This is a genomic window from Bacillus sp. es.036 (genome assembly GCF_002563635.1).
Classification (GTDB): domain Bacteria; phylum Bacillota; class Bacilli; order Bacillales; family Guptibacillaceae; genus Guptibacillus.
In genome coordinates this window covers 1,006,754-1,025,082 of the sequence record NZ_PDIZ01000001.1, presented here as the reverse complement: position 1 = coordinate 1,025,082, position 18,329 = coordinate 1,006,754, and the positions used below count along the sequence as shown (strand labels likewise).

At 41.7% G+C, this 18,329-nt stretch carries 19 protein-coding genes and 1 other annotated feature; all 19 genes read right to left on the bottom strand.

Annotated elements, in window-relative coordinates:
* Nucleotides 1–11: 11 nt before the first annotated feature.
* The 19 genes from ATG70_RS05325 to ftsZ all read right to left on the bottom strand — a co-directional run bounded on the left by ATG70_RS05325 (nucleotide 12) and on the right by ftsZ (nucleotide 18,299).
* The gene (locus ATG70_RS05325) at nucleotides 12–1,364 is read right to left on the bottom strand and encodes a solute carrier family 23 protein (RefSeq protein ID WP_373560756.1); all 1,353 of its coding nucleotides are present in this window, start codon (nucleotides 1,362–1,364) and stop codon (nucleotides 12–14) included.
* A gap of 110 nt (nucleotides 1,365–1,474) precedes the next feature.
* Entirely contained in the window at nucleotides 1,475–2,017 is a 543-nt protein-coding gene (pyrR, locus tag ATG70_RS05320) for a bifunctional pyr operon transcriptional regulator/uracil phosphoribosyltransferase PyrR (RefSeq protein ID WP_098443319.1), read from the bottom strand.
* Nucleotides 2,018–2,209: 192 nt separating this feature from the next.
* Nucleotides 2,210–3,124 carry an RluA family pseudouridine synthase gene (locus tag ATG70_RS05315; protein ID WP_098443318.1) on the bottom strand — a complete coding sequence of 305 codons (915 nt, stop codon included), beginning with the start codon at nucleotides 3,122–3,124 and terminating at the stop codon, nucleotides 2,210–2,212.
* Nucleotides 3,124–3,585, bottom strand: a complete 462-nt coding sequence (lspA, locus tag ATG70_RS05310) for a signal peptidase II (RefSeq protein WP_098445727.1) — start codon at nucleotides 3,583–3,585, stop codon at nucleotides 3,124–3,126. The genes ATG70_RS05315 and lspA overlap by 1 nt, the downstream gene beginning before the upstream one ends.
* A 134-nt stretch (nucleotides 3,586–3,719) precedes the next feature.
* The gene (gene ileS, locus ATG70_RS05305) at nucleotides 3,720–6,476 is read right to left on the bottom strand and encodes an isoleucine--tRNA ligase (protein ID WP_098443317.1); all 2,757 of its coding nucleotides are present in this window, start codon (nucleotides 6,474–6,476) and stop codon (nucleotides 3,720–3,722) included.
* 95 nt (nucleotides 6,477–6,571) lie between these two features.
* Nucleotides 6,572–6,782, bottom strand: a binding site (T-box leader).
* Nucleotides 6,783–6,857: 75 nt separating this feature from the next.
* Nucleotides 6,858–7,370: a DivIVA domain-containing protein gene (locus tag ATG70_RS05300; RefSeq protein WP_098443316.1), complete on the bottom strand. Its 513-nt coding sequence runs from the start codon at nucleotides 7,368–7,370 to the stop codon at nucleotides 6,858–6,860.
* An 89-nt stretch (nucleotides 7,371–7,459) separates the two neighbouring features.
* Nucleotides 7,460–8,233: a YlmH family RNA-binding protein gene (locus ATG70_RS05295; RefSeq protein ID WP_098443315.1), complete on the bottom strand. Its 774-nt coding sequence runs from the start codon at nucleotides 8,231–8,233 to the stop codon at nucleotides 7,460–7,462.
* Nucleotides 8,233–8,496, bottom strand: coding sequence for a YggT family protein (locus ATG70_RS05290; protein ID WP_224879672.1), 264 nt, complete (start codon nucleotides 8,494–8,496; stop codon nucleotides 8,233–8,235). The genes ATG70_RS05295 and ATG70_RS05290 overlap by 1 nt, the downstream gene beginning before the upstream one ends.
* 19 nt (nucleotides 8,497–8,515) lie before the next feature.
* A complete protein-coding gene (locus tag ATG70_RS05285; RefSeq protein WP_098443314.1) occupies nucleotides 8,516–8,947 on the bottom strand; it encodes a cell division protein SepF in 432 nt (143 codons plus the stop codon).
* 27 nt (nucleotides 8,948–8,974) lie between these two features.
* Nucleotides 8,975–9,652 (bottom strand): YggS family pyridoxal phosphate-dependent enzyme, encoded by a 678-nt coding sequence (locus ATG70_RS05280; RefSeq protein ID WP_098443313.1) that lies wholly within the window; start codon nucleotides 9,650–9,652, stop codon nucleotides 8,975–8,977.
* A gap of 7 nt (nucleotides 9,653–9,659) precedes the next feature.
* Nucleotides 9,660–10,487 (bottom strand): peptidoglycan editing factor PgeF, encoded by an 828-nt coding sequence (pgeF, locus tag ATG70_RS05275; protein ID WP_257147626.1) that lies wholly within the window; start codon nucleotides 10,485–10,487, stop codon nucleotides 9,660–9,662.
* 93 nt (nucleotides 10,488–10,580) lie between these two features.
* Nucleotides 10,581–10,850, bottom strand: a complete 270-nt coding sequence (locus ATG70_RS05270) for a YlmC/YmxH family sporulation protein (RefSeq protein ID WP_098443312.1) — start codon at nucleotides 10,848–10,850, stop codon at nucleotides 10,581–10,583.
* A gap of 70 nt (nucleotides 10,851–10,920) precedes the next feature.
* The gene (gene sigG, locus ATG70_RS05265; protein ID WP_098443311.1) at nucleotides 10,921–11,700 is read right to left on the bottom strand and encodes an RNA polymerase sporulation sigma factor SigG; all 780 of its coding nucleotides are present in this window, start codon (nucleotides 11,698–11,700) and stop codon (nucleotides 10,921–10,923) included.
* An 83-nt stretch (nucleotides 11,701–11,783) separates the two neighbouring features.
* Nucleotides 11,784–12,503 (bottom strand): RNA polymerase sporulation sigma factor SigE, encoded by a 720-nt coding sequence (gene sigE, locus ATG70_RS05260; RefSeq protein WP_098443310.1) that lies wholly within the window; start codon nucleotides 12,501–12,503, stop codon nucleotides 11,784–11,786.
* Between the two features lie 33 nt (nucleotides 12,504–12,536).
* The gene (spoIIGA, locus tag ATG70_RS05255; protein WP_098443309.1) at nucleotides 12,537–13,454 is read right to left on the bottom strand and encodes a sigma-E processing peptidase SpoIIGA; all 918 of its coding nucleotides are present in this window, start codon (nucleotides 13,452–13,454) and stop codon (nucleotides 12,537–12,539) included.
* Nucleotides 13,455–13,628: 174 nt separating this feature from the next.
* On the bottom strand, nucleotides 13,629–14,552 hold the full coding sequence (gene thrB / locus ATG70_RS05250) for a homoserine kinase (RefSeq protein ID WP_179886193.1): 924 nt from the start codon (nucleotides 14,550–14,552) through the stop codon (nucleotides 13,629–13,631).
* Nucleotides 14,549–15,604 (bottom strand): threonine synthase, encoded by a 1,056-nt coding sequence (gene thrC / locus ATG70_RS05245; RefSeq protein ID WP_098443307.1) that lies wholly within the window; start codon nucleotides 15,602–15,604, stop codon nucleotides 14,549–14,551. Before thrC ends, thrB begins: the two co-directional genes overlap by 4 nt.
* Nucleotides 15,604–16,896: a homoserine dehydrogenase gene (locus tag ATG70_RS05240; RefSeq protein WP_098443306.1), complete on the bottom strand. Its 1,293-nt coding sequence runs from the start codon at nucleotides 16,894–16,896 to the stop codon at nucleotides 15,604–15,606. Before ATG70_RS05240 ends, thrC begins: the two co-directional genes overlap by 1 nt.
* A 260-nt stretch (nucleotides 16,897–17,156) precedes the next feature.
* A complete protein-coding gene (gene ftsZ / locus ATG70_RS05235; RefSeq protein WP_098443305.1) occupies nucleotides 17,157–18,299 on the bottom strand; it encodes a cell division protein FtsZ in 1,143 nt (380 codons plus the stop codon).
* Between the last annotated feature and the right edge of the window lie 30 nt (nucleotides 18,300–18,329).

The following is an 18,329-nucleotide window of genomic DNA, read 5'->3' as shown; positions in this document are numbered from 1 at the left end:
AAAGGATGATACTATGCAGCTGGTTCATTGTTATCTAGATCTTCTTCAAACATTTTTTCTACTGATTGCTGTGAGCTTCCTCCAGGCAGTATCAAGTTTAGCGCAATACCGATAATCGTGGCTAGAGCCATGCCAGCAATTTGCAAGTTATCACTTACTTGGATGAAGGCACCACCTACACCGATAACAAGAATAACAGAGGAGATAATCAAGTTTCGCTTTTCTCCAAGATCGATTTTGTTATCGATTAGCATGCGTAGGCCTGAAGAAGCAATAATTCCGAAGAGAAGGATTGAAACTCCGCCCATGACGGCCGTTGGAATTGTTGAGATAAGCGCCGTTATTTTTCCTACGAAGCCGAACATGAGTGCGAGCACAGCGGCTCCCCCTATGACAAAGACGCTGAACACTCGTGTAATGGCAAGCACACCGATGTTTTCGCCGTAAGTTGTGTTTGGCGGTCCACCAAGACAAGATGCAATCATTGTCGCTACGCCGTCACCAAGAATAGAACGATGAAGACCAGGTGTTTTTAAGAAATTTTTTCCGGCTACTTTACTTAAGACCATCTGATCCCCAATGTGTTCAGCAATCGTGACAACCGCAATGGGAACCATGATGAACAGGATTTCCCACGAGAAGACGTCTACTGGGTTGTAATCTGCAAACGGGATGATAAAGTCAGGCATTTGAAAGAATGAAGCTTCTTTAATCGGTGTTAAGTCCACAATGCCCATTAAGTAAGCAAATGTATATCCTGATACAATGCCGATTAAGATCGGGATCAGGCTGAAAAATCCTCTTAAAAACATCGAAGCAAGAATGGTGATCCCAAGCGTAACAAGCGCGACAGTAAAGTGTGTGCCGCTATAAGCTTCCGTTGCCGGGTTGTTCATGGCCATGTCAATCGCCGTTCCCGCTAGCCCGAGCCCAATCACCATAATGACCGGTCCTACAACGATCGGCGGCAGCAGCTTTAAGAGCCAGTTTAAGCCAAGTGTTCGAATTCCGATCGCAACTAATCCATAAACAATTCCTGCAAAGAAACTTCCGATCATCGCTCCTTCAGGGCCGTGTAATGATACTGCTGATATGATTGGCGCTATGAAGGCGAATGATGAGCCGAGATAAGCAGGAATTCGACCTTTCGTAATTAAGAGATACGCTAGTGTACCAAGTCCACTTGAGACAAGAGCCACGGCCGGATCAAGACCGACGAGAAACGGAACTAATATCGTTGCGCCAAACATGGCGAATAAATGCTGTAAGCTTAATGTAAGCCAACTTGATGGTTTTGGAACGTCTCGAATTCCTAGTACTTGTTTCATGATGTTTTCCTCCTTGGTTGTGCGTGTCCCGGCCATGCTTATAAAAAAACTCCTTGCATGGCCGCAAGGAGGTACGCGCGTGTCCTATAACGGAACGCGGTTCCTCCCTTGGCCGTCTCTCTGGACGAAATTAAAGGGAGCACGATTTATGATTGTGTTAAGCTAACTTGATCCAAGTCATCTACTTCTGTAAGGGCGACTTCAATGATTTCTTCTTTTGATGTTGGCACGTTCTTACCAACGTAATCAGGTCGAATCGGTAATTCTCTATGCCCGCGATCCACAAGCACAGCTAGTTGAATTTGTGATGGACGACCGAGATCCATTAAGGCGTCCATTGCTGCACGAACGGTTCTACCAGTATAAAGGACGTCGTCAATGAGAATCACTTTCTGATCGCTCACATCTTTTGATATGCTTGTTCCTTTAATCAGCGGATCCTGATCTTCATTTTTGTGAGTTAAGTCATCGCGATACATCGTGATGTCCACTTCTCCTACTGAAATCGCTGAGCCTTCGATTTGCTCAATTCGTTCAGCTAACCTTTCAGCTAAATAGATGCCTCGCGTTTTTATTCCAACAAGCATTGTATTTTCGATGCCTTTATTGCGTTCTAGTATTTCATGCGCAATTCTTGTTAGTGCTCTTCGAATCGCTTGATCATCTAGCAAAATTCGCTTGTTTTCCATGATGATCGCCCCTCTCTTTTCTATTCCTAAGCATTAAAAAAACCCTTTTGCCATGAGGGCAAAAGGGTTTTTGGGCATACAAATGTAGCGTTCGTACGCAGCCGATTTTCCTTTGCAGCCTCACGGGACTGTCGTTAAAGGGTATGCTGTTGTCTACAAAGAGTATCGCAGAGATCTTCTCTAAAGTCAACCCTAATCTTGTCTAAGTCTTTTTAATAAGCGTTCGATATCTTCAGGAATAGGCGCTGAGAATTCAAGCCACTCTTCCGTTACAGGGTGACGAAAACCAAGTACTCCTGCATGTAGCGCCTGACCGTCAATTGGAAGCGACTTTCTTCTTGGTCCGTATTTCGGGTCCCCTGCGACAGGATGATCGATATACTTCATGTGCACGCGAATTTGATGCGTCCGACCTGTTTCAAGCTTACACTCCACATACGTATATTGCTGATACCGCTCAAGCACACGAAAATGTGTTACAGCATCGCGACTATTCTCATCCGTCACCGTCATTTTTTGACGATCTTGACGATCTCGTCCGATTGGAGCATCAATCGTGCCTACATCGTGTTGAATATTGCCATGTACAATGGCCGTATACAGTCTGTTAACTGTTTTGGCTTGCAGTTGCTTTACGAGTGATTCATGCGCCTTATCGTTTTTAGCAACCATCAACAAACCTGATGTATCTTTGTCGATTCTGTGCACAATCCCGGGGCGAACAACGCCATTAATGCCGCTTAGGTCGTTCACTTGATACATTAGTCCGTTTACAAGCGTGCCGCTAGCGTGGCCCGGTGCAGGATGAACAACCATTCCACGAGGCTTATTCACGACAAGTACATCTGCATCTTCATAAACGATCTCAAGATTTAAGTTCTCCGCAACAATTTCTAACTCCTCAGGCTCTGGAACGGTTACTTCGATTTCATCGCCTGCTGTTGCTTTATAATTGCCTTTTACTGCTTCACCATTTACTTGAATGTTTTTTTCTTTAATCCAAGTTTGAACCTGGCTACGTGACCAGTCACTTTCATAAGAAGTAATGAGCTTATCAATTCGCTCACCTTTTTCTTCTTCTGCTACTTTAAATGTGAATTTTTCCATTAGTTTTCCCCTTTAGCCTGCTTACTTTCAAAAATGGTTCCGATAAAAATGAGAATAACCCCTACAACAAGGGATGCATCAGCAACGTTAAAAATCGGGAAGTCATAAGAGAAGATGAATGTGTTTACAAAATCCACTACTTCTCCTCGAAGTACTCGATCAATAAAGTTCCCAATTGCACCACCAAGTATGAGCGCGAGCGTTACACTAACGAAACGGCTATGTTTATACTGTCTCATATAATAAATAACCGCTCCAATGACGAAAATCGTAATAATATAAAAGAAAATCATCTGTCCTTGAAGGATTCCGAAGGCCGCGCCCCGGTTTCGATGAGATGTGAGAGAAAGAAAACCATCGATCAATGTTATGTTTTCACCATATTCCATATACTTCACAACAAGCCATTTGGTCCACTGATCAAGTACAATGATGCCAATGGCTATGAGATATTTCCACACGAGCGCTCCTCCGATCAAATGTTACTTCCTATGAAAGTTTAGCACAGCTTGCTTCAGCAGACAATCGAAACTGCGGTTGCCATATAGAAAAGACGCTTTGCAATTGCAAAGCGTCTTTTCGTTTACGATCACGATTAGTAATGATTTTTAACCGTTTCAGCACAGCTAGCACAAAGAGTTGGGTACTCGCTATCAGTGCCAACATCCGTTTTCACTTGCCAGCAGCGCTCACACGTTTCTCCTTCAGCAGGTGAAACAGCGATCGCTAGTTCTTCATATACTTTGGCTTCTGCAGGTGCTTCAGCCTTCGTACCGGCAACTGTAGCACCAGATACGATAAAGAGCTTCTCAAGATTCGCTACGCCTTCAAGCAACTCCTTCGTGCCCTTATCAGCGTAAATATGAAGCTGAGCTGTTAATGATTTACCGATTACTTTCTCGTTACGTGCTTCTTCTAATGCCTTAAGCACTTCATCGCGAAGTTCCATGACATGATTCCATTTTTGCTCTAGATCTGCAGTGCCTTCAAAGTTTTTCACTTCCGGCATATCAGAAAGCTGTACATACTCTTCCTTCTCACCAGGAACATACTGCCAAACTTCCTCAGCTGTATGCGGGATAATTGGAGAAAGAAGTTTTGTTAACGCTACAGCCGTCTGATAAAGAACAGTTTGAATCGCACGGCGTTTTGGATGATCTTCATGCTCGATATAAAGCGTATCTTTTGCAATATCAAGGTAGAAGGAACTCATTTCAATTGTGAAGAAGTTATGAATCGTGTTGTAAACCGTTAAGAATTGATACTCATCGTAAGCTTTCTTCACTTTTGATACTAAGTTGTTTAGCTTCACAAGCATATACTGATCAAGTTCACCTAGGTTTTCATAAGCGACTTGATGCTGAGCTGGATCAAAGCCTTCCAAGTTACCAAGCATAAAACGGAACGTGTTACGAATTTTACGATACACTTCAGCTACTTGTTTAAGAATATCATCTGATACTCTCACGTCAGCCTGGTAATCAGCTGATGATACCCAAAGACGAAGGATATCTGCGCCTAATTGCTTCATGACATCGTTCGGCACCATTGTATTTCCTAGAGATTTACTCATTTTCTTTCCTTCACCATCGAGGATAAAGCCGTGGCTTAGAACCGCTTTATAAGGTGCTTTTCCAGTTACAGCTACAGCTGTAGAAAGAGATGAGTTAAACCAACCACGATACTGATCAGAACCTTCAAGATACAAGTCAGCAGGACGAACGAGATCACTGCGCTCTTCTAGTACAGCCTGGTGAGATGAACCTGAATCAAACCAAACGTCCATGATGTCCATTTCTTTCCGGAATTCTCCATTCGGACTGTGCTCTGAAGTAAATCCTTCAGGGAGAAGGTCTTTTGCATCCCATTCAAACCAGATATTTGATCCATGTTCACGGAATAGATCTGATACGTGAGAAATTGTTTCATCTGTAATGATTGGCTCATTATTTTCGCCATAAAATACCGGGATCGGAACGCCCCATGCACGTTGACGAGAGATGCACCAATCTTCACGATCCTTCACCATATTATGAAGGCGAATCTCGCCCCATGATGGGAACCAATTCACATCTGCCACAGCTTGAAGTAGCTCTGGACGGAACTCTTTAATAGAAGCAAACCATTGTTCTGTTGCACGGAAGATAATTGGTTTCTTCGTACGCCAATCATGTGGATAAGAGTGCGTGAAGAACGTAAGCTTTACGAGAGCACCTGCTTCTTCAAGCTTCTCTGTAATTGGCTTATTCGCTTTATCATAAAACATCCCTTCAAAACCAGGAGCTTCATCTGTAAAGACCCCTTTTTCATCAACCGGGCAAAGGATATCAAGTTTATACTTTCGTCCGATCAAGTAGTCATCTTCCCCGTGTCCAGGAGCCGTATGAACGCATCCTGTACCAGCGTCAAGCGTGACATGATCACCAAGAATAACGAGAGACTCACGGTCATAGATCGGATGCTGAGCTGTTACGTATTCAAGCTCGCTACCTTTAACGCGCTTCACTTCACTTACGTTCGTCCATTCAAACTCTTCTTTTAACTGATCAACAAGCTCTGTTGCAACGACGTATTTTGTTCCGTCAGCATCAACAACGCTGTACTCAAATTTCTCGTTTAACGCAATCGCAAGGTTAGAAGGGATCGTCCATGGTGTTGTAGTCCAGATAATAAACTTTTCATCACCTGCAAGCACACCTTTACCGTCTTTGACATCAAATGCAACATAGATGGAAGGAGAGCGCTTATCATGATACTCGATTTCAGCTTCTGCTAATGCAGATTCAGAAGTTGGAGACCAGTAAACGGTTTTCTTATCTTTGTAGATATAACCGCGCTTCGCCATTTCACCGAACACTTTGATTTGTTGAGCTTCGTAGCCTTTATGAAGTGTGATGTACGGGTTATCCCAATCGCCTCGAACACCAAGACGCTTAAACTGCTCGCGCTGACGATCGACTTGTTTTAATGCGTACTCTTCACATTTCTTTCTAAATTCAGCTACCGTTAACTTTTTACGATCGACACCTTTTTTTGTTAACGCCTGCTCAATTGGAAGCCCATGTGTATCCCAACCCGGAACGTAAGGTGCACTGAAACCGTTCATTGATTTATAACGAACGATGATATCTTTCAACACTTTGTTTTCAGCGTGGCCCATATGAATGTCACCATTCGCATATGGAGGACCATCGTGTAGCACAAACAATGGACGGTCTTTCGTTCTTTCCTGTACTTTTGCATAAAGATTAATCTTTTCCCATTCTTTCTGCATGTCAGGCTCTTTATTTGGTAAATTTCCTCTCATCGGAAATTTTGTTTTTGGCATTAAGAGCGTTTCTTTAAAGCTCATGAGGTTTCCTCCTTCAACTTATAACGACCAACAACCGTAGCAAGCAAATCCCCGGCATCACTTTCGTCAAACACAAAAAAACCTTCTCGTCCCCGAATAGGGACGAGAAGGTTTTTCCCGTGGTACCACCCAAATTAAGCTTTACGCTCACTTTGCATTCGTAACGTGAATGATTCGCCGAGGCTTACTTATCGTTCAGCACGGGACTCAGGGGCGATCTTCCCTAATTGTTTAACACCGGCTCACACCATACCCGGCTCGCTTTGTTAAGTAAGAATTAGGTACTCTTCCCATCTTCGTCGATCGTTATTGCTATTACTAGAAGTATAGTTTAAATAAAAATAAGAAGTCAAGGAAATGACAAAAAAATAAATAAGTGCATTACGCTTTTTCTTCGATTTGTTCCTGCTGCTCTTCTTCCTCTTCTTCAAACCGAGCTACAAGACCATCCCAATCTTCGTTATTAAGCATTTCGAGTTGAGCTTCAACTAGCATACGAAAACGCGTGCGATAAACGGCAGCTTGTTTCTTTAGCTCTTCGTTATCCATTGAAATCTTGCGCGCTTTTGCAAGTGAATCATTAATAATGCGATCGGCATTTTTTTCTGCTTCTTTAACAATAAGCTGAGATTCTTTTTTTGCATTTTGTCTTACTTCTTCTGCTGATTCTTGTGCAACTAAGATCGACTTGTTTAACGTTTCTTCCAGGTTAGAGAAATGTCCTAGTCGTTCTTCTAATAGTTTCACTCTCTCATTCAATTCTTTCTTTTCTCTGATTACCGTTTCATAATCTTTGATTACCTGATCGAGAAATTCATTGACTTCATCTTCATCATAACCGCGGAAACCGCGAGTAAACTCTTTGTTATGAATATCTAATGGTGTTAAAGGCAATTCAGCCACCTCCGATTTACTCTCATTTCATATACCCGGCTTAATCTTATTTCGACAGCGATTTGGATATTCCTTCTATTTGCGACAAACTATTTACGAATTTGATAAGTGATTCGCCATTTATCTCGCTTAGTTTTCCCATCGATTGAAACGATTTTACTTCTACCGGAACCTCTAAGAGATAAGTAATCTCCCTCTTTCACTTCAGCAGAAGGTTGACTTACAATCTTCCAGTTTAATTTTGCGCGATCATGTTCGATCATCGTACTCACTTTACCTCTTGAGAGATTATAAACTTCAGCGAGAACAGTATCTAGTCTAAGACTAGTCACCGTCCCTGCCTGCTCGTCCCATACTGCTTCAGGCAAATGTAAATGTTCAAGTGAAATTTCTACTGGAGAAAGAGAAGCTTTACCAGCTTGCGTCAAATTCATTTGAACAAAGTCTGCAATCTCCTTTGCGACAATAAGATGTGCAAGACTATCATTTACGATGATATCTCCAAATTTCTCTCGTTTTATCCCGAGGCCCATCATTGCGCCAAGCAAATCAGGGTGCGTAAGTGTAACGAACTTAGCTGGATATGTAATTTCAAATGCTGTTATCTCGAAATCTTCGGTTGAAGGCTCAAAGTAAGGTGGAACAAGAAGAGCCCTTTGACGTTCAGACCCTTCCACTCCACCTGAGAAAAACACTCCCACATCAGGATGATTTCCTATGATTTGTCTCACCATATCCTGCTCTCGCGGATCTAGAAAATCTGTTAATCTGGGGGCGTATCTTTCCTGAACCTCATCTTGCCACTGCAAAACGCGATCTACAAACGTCCGTTCTTCAGGGCGGTAATGTTCGTAAATCGACATTAACTTACGAAACTAAAGAGAGCAGCGATTCCGTATTGTACGAATTGAAGCGCAAAGATCGCAACAATCGGTGAAATGTCAAGCATGCCTCCGATTGGTGGAATGAATTTGCGAAATGGTGCAAGATATGGCTCTGCGATCGAAGCAATCATCTGGCCAATTGAAGATTCTCTCGCATTTGGAATCCATGACATAAAAATGTAAATGATGAGAATCCACGTATAAATTTGTACTGCTGAAATTAAGATTGAAGCAATGTTCAAACTTTTCACCCTTTCTTACTTACTCGTCTTCATAAATTTCATCTGTGATATTTCCTGAAATTTCAACGTTATCCGGCGTACATAAGAATGTCTCCGGACCAAGCTTCTGAATATCGCCCCCAACAGCATAGACGGTTCCACTTAAAAAGTCGACAATGCGTCTCGCCTGATCCTGCGGAATACGTTGAAGATTCATGACAACGGACTTCCGATTCTTCACATGATCAGCAATATCCTGAGCTTCAGCATACACTCTAGGTTCCACTAGCACAACTCTTGAGTTCTTATGAACGCTTTGAAGACTGACAACATTTTGTTTACTTTTTCGATTTGCCCTGCTTACTTCAGGCTCTTCTTCTTCCATATAGGCTTCGTTCTCCTGCTGCTCATCCAATCCTATTGTCTCATCATCAAGTTCAAAGAACTGTTTGAATTTCGTCTTAATACCCAATTCCCTGCACCTCCTGGAGAGCTTAATTTATTTTTCATTACCGACAAGTGACGATCCAATTCGAACGTAAGTTGCACCTTCTTCAACTGCAATTTCATAATCGTTAGACATGCCCATTGAAAGCTCGTTGCAAGGAGCATGACTTAGTGAAAGGTTTTGAATACGTTCTCCAAGCTCCCGGAGTTGCTTAAAGACTGATCGAATTTCATTTCGATCATCTGTATGCGGAGCCATTGTCATTAACCCAATCACTTTAATCGATGAGAACTCTTTCAGCGATTCAATAAAAGGAATCGTATGATCTAATGATAAGCCATGCTTGGAATCTTCACCGGATACGTTCACCTGTACAAAACAGTTAATTTCACGATCCGCTCGTTTCTGTATTTCTTTTGCTAAAGAACGACGATCAAGTGAATGAATATATTCTACATATGGAAGAACTTCTTTTACTTTACGTGACTGTAGCGTTCCGATAAAGTGCCAGGATGGCGTTGTCCCAAGTGCTTCCACTTTTTCTAAAAGTCCTTCATCACGACTTTCACCAAAATGCGTTAACCCTGCATCGAGCGCTTCTTTTGTACGTTTAACACTTACGTATTTTGTAACAGCTACCACGTTTACTCGCTCTGAATTTCGACTAGAAGCTTCGGCTGCTGCGTTTATTTGTTTTTTAATCGTAGTGAAACTTTCTCTTACATCCACGTTAATGCTATACCTCCCCGAGTCCTATGTATGCCATCATTCTTCCTGTTTTTCCTTCTTCCTTTCGGTGAGAGAAAAACAGATTGCTGCAGCTTGTACAGTAGCTACTAATTGATAGATGACTCGATTGAACACCAGCCTTTAGAAGCAATTCCCGATTAACAGTTTTTAAATCAAGCTGATATTTTCCTTTTGATGTCTCTTCATACAGTGTAGCTTTATTTAAAAGGAGTGAATTGACCTGATTGACTACTCCATCATCAACTTCGTAACAGCACTTCCCAATAGATGGTCCTATCGCTGCATAAATATCCTCAGCCTTTATACCATCTAGCTTCCAGGCGTTTATCATCTCTCCAGCAATATTCTTCGTCGTTCCTTTCCACCCTGCGTGGGCAAGACCAACCCGATTCGCTTTTGGGGCATAAAAATATAATGGAACACAATCTGCATAAAGAGCCGTTAATAAAACATCCTGGTCATCTGTATATAATCCGTCGACGCTTGAAATCGCATCGTGATGATCCGTTGATCCACGTCCTTTATCCTTTGAAACAATCTTTGCAAGAGCCGCGCCGTGGATTTGTTCTCCAACGACCCACTGATTTAGTGGTCGCTCAATATCACCAGCAAGAATTTCTCGGTTCTCGAGCACATCTTTCGCTTCATCTGGTACGTGAAATCCAAGATTCAAGCTAGAAAACGGAGTCTGGCTAACTCCGTTTCTGCGAGTCGAAAAACCTGCAATTGGTTGATTTTTTCGCTCAGCTTGATCTGGAAATTTCAGTTCCAGTGAAGTTTGTTTCATTGTTGCATGAAATGGTTCGTTCGCCACAGTTGCACCCCTTTATACCATGATACAGTTTATACCTTATTTTATCATAATATGTTGAAGCTAAGGGAGATAGATTGTTACATCTTTCTGAGCTTACGATTCTTTCTGAAAAGATTCGCCATCTGCCGTATCGTGATGCCTTACTAAAATCACGTCTGAACCAATCTTAACAATGTTTCGCCACGGAATAACGACATCGCTTTCTCTCGCGAATAACCCCATCATCTTACCTGCACCCGGAATCACAATCGCTTCTATTTTACCTGTAGTTAAATTAATTTCCAGATCAGCGATGTGACCAAGTTTTCGTCCATTCGATACGTTCACAACATCTTTGACCTGAAATTCAGAAATTTTTATCATGACGCACCCACCTTTCAACTCATTATATGAAATGCAGGCAAAAGAAAAGACCTGTTTCTCAGGTCTCATTCTAACTTTGAATATTTTTATTCATTTGATGGATCGCCGCTTTTTCAAGACGAGACACCTGGGCCTGTGATATCCCAATCTCATCCGCTACTTCCATTTGGGTTTTCCCCTGGAAAAACCGCATTTGTAAAATCAAATTTTCTCGTTGATTTAATCGAGTCATTGCCTCTTTAAGTGCAATATCCTCTAACCACTGAATATCTTTTTGTTTATCGTCGCTGATTTGATCCATTACAAAGATCGGATCACCGCCATCATTATAGATCGGTTCAAATAATGAAACGGGATCCTGAATGGCGTCAAGCGCAAACACAACTTCTTCTTTCGTTACGCCTAGCTCTTTTGCAATTTCAGTGGGATTTGGTTCCTTAGAATTCTTCGTCATTAACTTATCTCTAATCTGGAGAGACTTATAAGCGATATCCCGCAATGATCGCGAAACCCGAATTGGGTTATTATCACGGAGATACCTACGAATTTCACCAATGATCATCGGCACTGCATAAGTAGAGAATTTCACGTTTTGCCCTAAATCAAAGTTATCTATGGATTTCATCAGGCCAATACACCCTACCTGAAAAAGATCATCCACATATTCTCCTCGATTATTGAATCGCTGGATCACGCTTAGAACTAGCCTTAAATTTCCGTTAACTAATTCTTCACGTGCTGATATATCCCCTTCCTGCATCTGCTTAAAAAGAATTCTCATCTTCTCATTTTTAAGTACAGGAAGTTTGGAGGTATCTACTCCACAAATCTCGACTTTGTTTCGTGTCAACTCATTCCCTCCTCATCGGAGATGCTGTCAAAGTAAAGTATCTCCGCGAGTGGGAATTTTATGCATCTATTCTCTTAACATGCTTAGACCATTTTATTGAATTCTTTTCGAAGACGTTTTATGATGCGTTTTTCAAGCCTTGAAATATAAGATTGAGATATACCGAGAAGATCCGCAACATCTTTTTGCGTTTTCTCCTCTTCTCCCGCTAGACCAAATCTTAACTCCATAATTTGTTTTTCTCGTGGATTTAGTGTTTCTAACGCTTTAACAAGCAGACGACGATCAACGCGAGCTTCAATTCCTCTCGTAATGATATCTTCATCCGTACCAAGAACGTCTGAAAGAAGCAATTCATTCCCATCCCAGTCCACATTAAGCGGCTCATCAAACGATACTTCAGATCGGATTTTATTATTTCTTCTCAAAAACATTAAAATCTCATTTTCAATACACCGTGAAGCGTAGGTAGCAAGTTTGATCTTCTTCTCAGGATTAAACGTGTTCACAGCTTTAATTAATCCTATTGTGCCTATGCTTATCAAATCTTCAATATTAATTCCCGTATTCTCAAATTTCCGCGCTATATAAACGACCAAGCGAAGGTTCCGTTCAATTAAGATCGATCTTGCCGCTTTATCCCCTTTAGGTAACTGAATTAACAAATGCGCTTCTTCGTCTTTCGATAGAGGAGGAGGAAGCGCTTCGCTCCCTCCTATGTAGTAAATTTCATCAGGTTTTATCCCTAGTTTCATTAATATCCGCTGCCACCAGAGAACGATCTTAATTCTCATTTTCCCCATCCAAACTCCTCCTTGATCGTCTTAAATTACCTTCTATGACGCAGTCGCCTTATGTCCTGTCAGCATTTTCGGATGAAGTATACACGAATAGTCTTTTTCTCCAGAAATTGAATGAAAGCTTAACCCAACAAGCACTTTCTTTACTGTTAACGAACGATCTTCAAATGAGATAAGCACTTCATCCGGCTTTACAGCACACAAGAATTGGTGATCTTGTCCGACTGCTCGGAACGGAACAATTCGTAACCTGTGTTCCCAGCGATCCCCCTCTCCCTCTTCCTGAAATTCAGTAATGTTTTTTGCTTTTTCAATTAAAGTTGGTGGAAAATTTGATTCATGAACAGTCATATCAAGAATCATTACCGGTGAACCACTTAACGGATCTTGAAGCTGGTTGCCACTATCGATCAATCCAGTTGCTGAAATTGTTACCTCATCAATTCGGATTGACACATTGGCCAATTGATCAAAATGAATGCGCGTTGTTTCAAGTTTCTCAACTCTCCTTTTTGAAAAAAGCCATACTACAGGAAAACCGATTAAGACAAATGCCCAACTTATCGGATCACCAAATCCAGTACTTTTTGTCGCGATTGCTCCGTTAACGACCGTCACGTCTTGCTGAAAAAAGTAATGAGCTCCCATCATTCCTCCACCGATCATAAACGTCACAAAGTAAAAAAGAAGCCAGCATTGAATAAAACTACGGAATCGAGTAAATCCAAACGTCATGAAAACAATCACGAAGGAGTAAAGTAATTTCATCAGTGGAAGTGTCATAAAACTCAATGATGGAACAAAAAGAAAAAGAACGTAAAAAGAAGCAACTAATGCACCTGTCGCAAGTCGTCTTTTCTTAACATTTTTCTTTAGCAGTATCCCGGTTAGCGCAAGTAGCATATAATCGAAACAAAAATTCAATAGCCAAATCACATCAAGGTATACTGCCACTAAGTACCTCCCCCCTTGCGATTTTGATTCTAAGTATAGACTAATTTGACAGATAAACCTGTCAGATTGTGCCGGTTAGACTGAGGTTATTTTGGATAATTATCACTAGTTTTGTCAGCCATCAACTATCCCTCTCAAATAGAAAAAGCCGCCCTGTTTGAGGGCGACTTCTTCTTAGATTGATTGATTTTCATAAGCTCCGACGGTTACTTCTATCCCGGTAGACGTTGGGTGAAGCACTTCGCATTGGTAAATCGGAAAACGCTTTGCTAGCGATTGTTGAAGATACTCTGAGGAGCCGCTTGGAGCAAACACAATTAATGTTGGTCCAGCTCCACTTAACGCAGCACCATAGCCGCCATGACTTATTGCAAATTCATGGACTTGTTCAAGATCAGGTACAAGGTGCTTTCGATATGGCTGATGAAAAAGGTCACGCGCCATTAATTTACCAGCTAACTTCCAATTATTTTGGAGTGCTGCCCCAATAAAAAGATTTGCAATACTACTCGCTTCGACAGCTTCCTCATAAGGTAACATATTAGGAAGAACAGAACGAGAATCCGTTGTTTTCAATTTATGATTTGGAATTAAGGCTACCATTTCTAAATCCATTACTTTATGTGATATCGTGTCTAAACCCTCTTGCCCTGCAGCGATGACTAAACCACCATAAAGAGAAGCAGCAACGTTATCAGCATGACCTTCAAACACCGTCGCAATTTGCACTTTTTCTTCTAACGTTAGACCAAGCTCCATTGCATAATTTGCTATTTCTACAGCCGCTACAATCGCTGCAGCACTACTCCCAAGCCCTCTTTCTAAAGGAAGCTCGCTTGTCATCGTGACAGCGAAAGGCCTGGGCTCTTTCCCTTTCCCATACTTTCTCTCAATTTCTTCAATTGTTTGATAGATCATATTGTCTTTTCCAGATGGAAAACGGTCATCAAAATCAATATAGTGAAAAGACCATTCTGTCGAAGGTTCAATTTTTACATGTAAATAACGATTGATGGCAAGACCAATTGAATCAAATCCCGGTCCAAGGTTTGACGTGCTTCCTGGAACTTTCAAGTAAAGACATTCGTCTTTTATCAATGGCTGACACATCCCTTAAGTTCTTCAAGAAACGCTGTTTTATCTGCTGCGACAACTCGTGGTTTCGCGATCACATTGTCCATCGCAGTTGCAGGATCTTTCAATCCATTACCTGTTAGGACCGCAACTACTTTTGTTCCTTTCTTAATCTCGCCAGAAGCGACTTGTTTCATCACTCCTGCCACTGAAGCACAAGAAGCTGGTTCTGCAAAGACACCCTCTTTTTTAGCAAGTTCCTGATAAGCATGCAGGATTTCATCATCCGTTACACTATCAATTTTCCCCTTTGACTCGATAACAGCCTCTTCAGCCAGATGCCAGCTAGCTGGATTGCCGATTCGGATCGCCGTAGCAATCGTTTCCGGATTCGGAATGATTTTCTTTTGAACAATTGCCGCTGACCCTTCAGCCTCAAATCCTCGCATTTGCGGGCGATTTTCTTCTGAGACATATTCTTTGAAGCCTTTCCAATAAGCTGAAATGTTGCCCGCATTTCCAACAGGAATAGCTAGCACATCTGGAGCCTCACCTAGCTGGTCACAGACTTCAAAAGCCGCTGTTTTTTGCCCTTCTAAACGATAAGGGTTAACAGAGTTTACGAGTGCAATCGGTTCTGTTTCAGCAATATCACGAACCATTCGTAACGCTTCATCAAAATTTCCATCAATCTCAAAAATTTCTGCACCATAAATCATTGCCTGAGCTAGCTTTCCAAGCGCTACTTTTCCTTTTGGAATAACGATGATACAGCGTAAACCTGCCCTTGCTCCATAGGCAGCTGCTGCGGCTGCTGTGTTACCAGTTGATGCGCAAATGATCGCATCACTGCCTTCTTCCTTCGCTTTAGCAACCGCCATCACCATACCACGATCTTTAAAAGAGCCAGTCGGGTTCGCCCCTTCAATTTTAACGTGCAGTGAAATGCCAAGTTCGTCTGACAGCTGATCAAGCTTTAAGAGAGGGGTATTCCCTTCATTTAAAGTGAGCTGCGGCGTTTCCTCTGTAAGAGGTAAATACTCTTTATAATGCTTAATTAGTCCGTTCCAGCTCATTACATTCCCTCCACGCGGTAGCGACTTTTCACTTCTACAACAACATCCAGATCTCTTAATCGATTATGAACGTCCTCAAATGCTCTCTGATTTGTTTCATGTGTGATGATGACAAGTTCTGCAGTTCCTTTATTGACAACAGGTTCTTGAATTAATTTTTCTAAACTTAATCCACGGTCCTGGAAGAGATGTGAGATCTTAGAAAAAGCTCCAGGTTCATCTTTTACAATTAAGCGAATAAAATGCTTACTTTTGATTTGTTCATCATCTTTAAGCTTACGATCATGCTGTGGAAGAATAACACTTTTTCCATTCACACCTAGTCTCATGTTCTTAATCACTGCAACAAGATCCGATACAACAGCCGTTGCGGTTGGCAGCTGACCAGCACCAGGGCCGTAGAACATCGTTTCTCCAACGGCTTCACCGTATACGTAGACTGCATTATACTCATCGTTAACGGAAGCTAATGGATGTCTTGACGGAAGCAAGGTTGGCTGAACGGATAACTCAATCGAACCATCTGTTGAGCTTGCAATCCCCAATAATTTGATGGTGTAACCTAGCTTTTTACTATAAGCAATATCATCTTCATCTACTCGAGTAATGCCTTCTACCTTAACGTCGTCTAAGCCTACTTTCATCGAAAAGCCGAGTGTTCCAAGAATAACCATTTTCCTAGCCGCATCAAGTCCTTCTACATCCGCTGTAGGATCTGCTTCTGCAAAGCCTAGCTCCTGTGCTTCTTTTAACACACTATCGTAAGGGACATTGTTTTTTGTCATCTTTGTTAAAATATAGTTTGTTGTCCCATTTACGATCCCCATTAATTTCGTAATGCGGTCCGAAGATAATCCTTCTACTAAACTTCTAAGGATCGGAATCCCACCTGCTACACTAGCTTCATAGAAAAGATCACTTTCATTCTCAACCGCAGCGCTTAGTAACTCTCTTCCATGAATGGCCATCAAATCTTTATTTGCAGTCACAACGTGTTTATGATTTTGAAGTGATGAAAGAATAAATTCTTTTGCTTGATCAATTCCACCAATTACTTCAATCACTACGTCAACTTCGGGATTATTGATGACATCATCTGGATTAAGCGTTAGTACACTTTCATCTAAATCTACGCTTCGTGCTTTATCAATATCTCTTACAAGAACTTTAGCTACTTTCACTTCACAGCCAACTCGCTGCTGCAATTCCTTTTGATGAGAATCAATCATATGTACGACACCACTACCAACCGTTCCTAGTCCTAATAATCCAACTGATACGCAATCCTTCATTTTCTCTCCACTCCTTTGTCCTTCTGGTGAGGACACTTGTTTTTATATAATGGACATTATACGTGTGATTGCCCATGAACACAACACCATTTTCAGAAAAAATATAATTTTTACTATGTTAACAAATGTTAGAAGAGGAAAGCAACTCACATTTCTATTAGAAAGCGCAATCATTTTAAGGATAGACTCCATAACTACTTATGAGTGACGCTAAATTTCTCCAATAAAAAAACCAGCTCAAAAAGAGCTGGTTTTTCATATTAGCGTCGATTGCGTTTACGGTTACGTAAGAACGTAGGGATGTCCAATGTGTCATTGGACTCGTCAGAGCGCGCGCCAAATTTGGATGGTTCTGGCTGTACTTCTTCTTCTTCGTGCTTAGGTTGCTGAATCGGAGCGCTTTGCTTCGATTGAGCAGAAGGACGTGGAACCGTCTTTTTCTTATTTTCATTCTCGTCAAATCCTGTGGCGATAACAGTTACGAGAATTTCATCTTTTAGATCTTCATTAATAACAGAACCGAAAATCATGTTCACATTCTCATCGGATGCAGAAGATACGATATCAGCCGCTTCATTCACTTCATAAAGACTCAAGTTAGACCCGCCCGTAATGTTCATTAGAACACCTTTCGCTCCATCGATTGATGTTTCAAGGAGTGGACTTGATATAGCTTTCTTAGCAGCTTCAGAAGCGCGATTCTCCCCAGTTGCAATACCGATACCCATTAGTGCAGAACCACGTTCAGTCATAATGGTTTTTACATCGGCAAAGTCAAGGTTAATCAGTCCTGGTACCGCAATAAGATCAGAAATACCTTGAACACCCTGGCGAAGAACGTTGTCCGCTTCACGGAACGCTTCAAGCATTGGCGTATTCTTGTCTACGATTTCAAGTAGGCGATCGTTAGGAATAACAATTAACGTATCGACTTTTTCTTTCAGCATTGCAATACCAGTAACAGCTTGTGTTGAACGTTTTTTACCTTCAAATGTAAATGGACGCGTCACAACACCTACGGTTAATGCACCAAGCTCTTTTGCTATTTCAGCAATAACAGGTGCTGCTCCAGTCCCTGTTCCGCCACCCATTCCTGCCGTGACGAAAACCATATCTGCACCGCTAAGTGCTTCCTGGATTTGCTCTTTGCTTTCCTCAGCAGCTTTCTTGCCAATCTCAGGATTAGCTCCAGCTCCAAGACCTCTTGTTAATTTACCACCAATTTGCATCTTCACCCCTGCCTTAGCAAGGTTTAATGCCTGTGCATCCGTGTTAACGGCAATAAATTCAACACCTTGTACACCATTTTCAATCATACGATTAACAGCGTTGCTTCCGCCTCCGCCGACACCGATTACTTTTATCTGTGCTAATTGTTCCATATTCATATCAAACTCTAACATCTCAGGTCCTCCTAATCTTGTAATAGCCCT

What these genes read in the sequence shown, in the direction of transcription:
- thrC (WP_098443307.1), bottom strand. Translation starts at nt 15,604, where the DNA reads ATGAGCTGGAACGGACTAATTAAGCATTATAAAGAGTATTTACCTCTT.
- ftsZ (WP_098443305.1), bottom strand. Translation starts at nt 18,299, where the DNA reads ATGTTAGAGTTTGATATGAATATGGAACAATTAGCACAGATAAAAGTA.
- ATG70_RS05315 (WP_098443318.1), bottom strand. Translation starts at nt 3,124, where the DNA reads ATGGAAAAATTCACATTTAAAGTAGCAGAAGAAGAAAAAGGTGAGCGA.
- ATG70_RS05325 (WP_373560756.1), bottom strand. Translation starts at nt 1,364, where the DNA reads ATGGCCGGGACACGCACAACCAAGGAGGAAAACATCATGAAACAAGTA.
- ATG70_RS05270 (WP_098443312.1), bottom strand. Translation starts at nt 10,850, where the DNA reads ATGATAAAAATTTCTGAATTTCAGGTCAAAGATGTTGTGAACGTATCG.
- pyrR (WP_098443319.1), bottom strand. Translation starts at nt 2,017, where the DNA reads ATGGAAAACAAGCGAATTTTGCTAGATGATCAAGCGATTCGAAGAGCA.
- ATG70_RS05240 (WP_098443306.1), bottom strand. Translation starts at nt 16,896, where the DNA reads ATGAAGGATTGCGTATCAGTTGGATTATTAGGACTAGGAACGGTTGGT.
- sigE (WP_098443310.1), bottom strand. Translation starts at nt 12,503, where the DNA reads ATGGGGAAAATGAGAATTAAGATCGTTCTCTGGTGGCAGCGGATATTA.
- ileS (WP_098443317.1), bottom strand. Translation starts at nt 6,476, where the DNA reads ATGAGCTTTAAAGAAACGCTCTTAATGCCAAAAACAAAATTTCCGATG.
- ATG70_RS05295 (WP_098443315.1), bottom strand. Translation starts at nt 8,233, where the DNA reads ATGTCGATTTACGAACATTACCGCCCTGAAGAACGGACGTTTGTAGAT.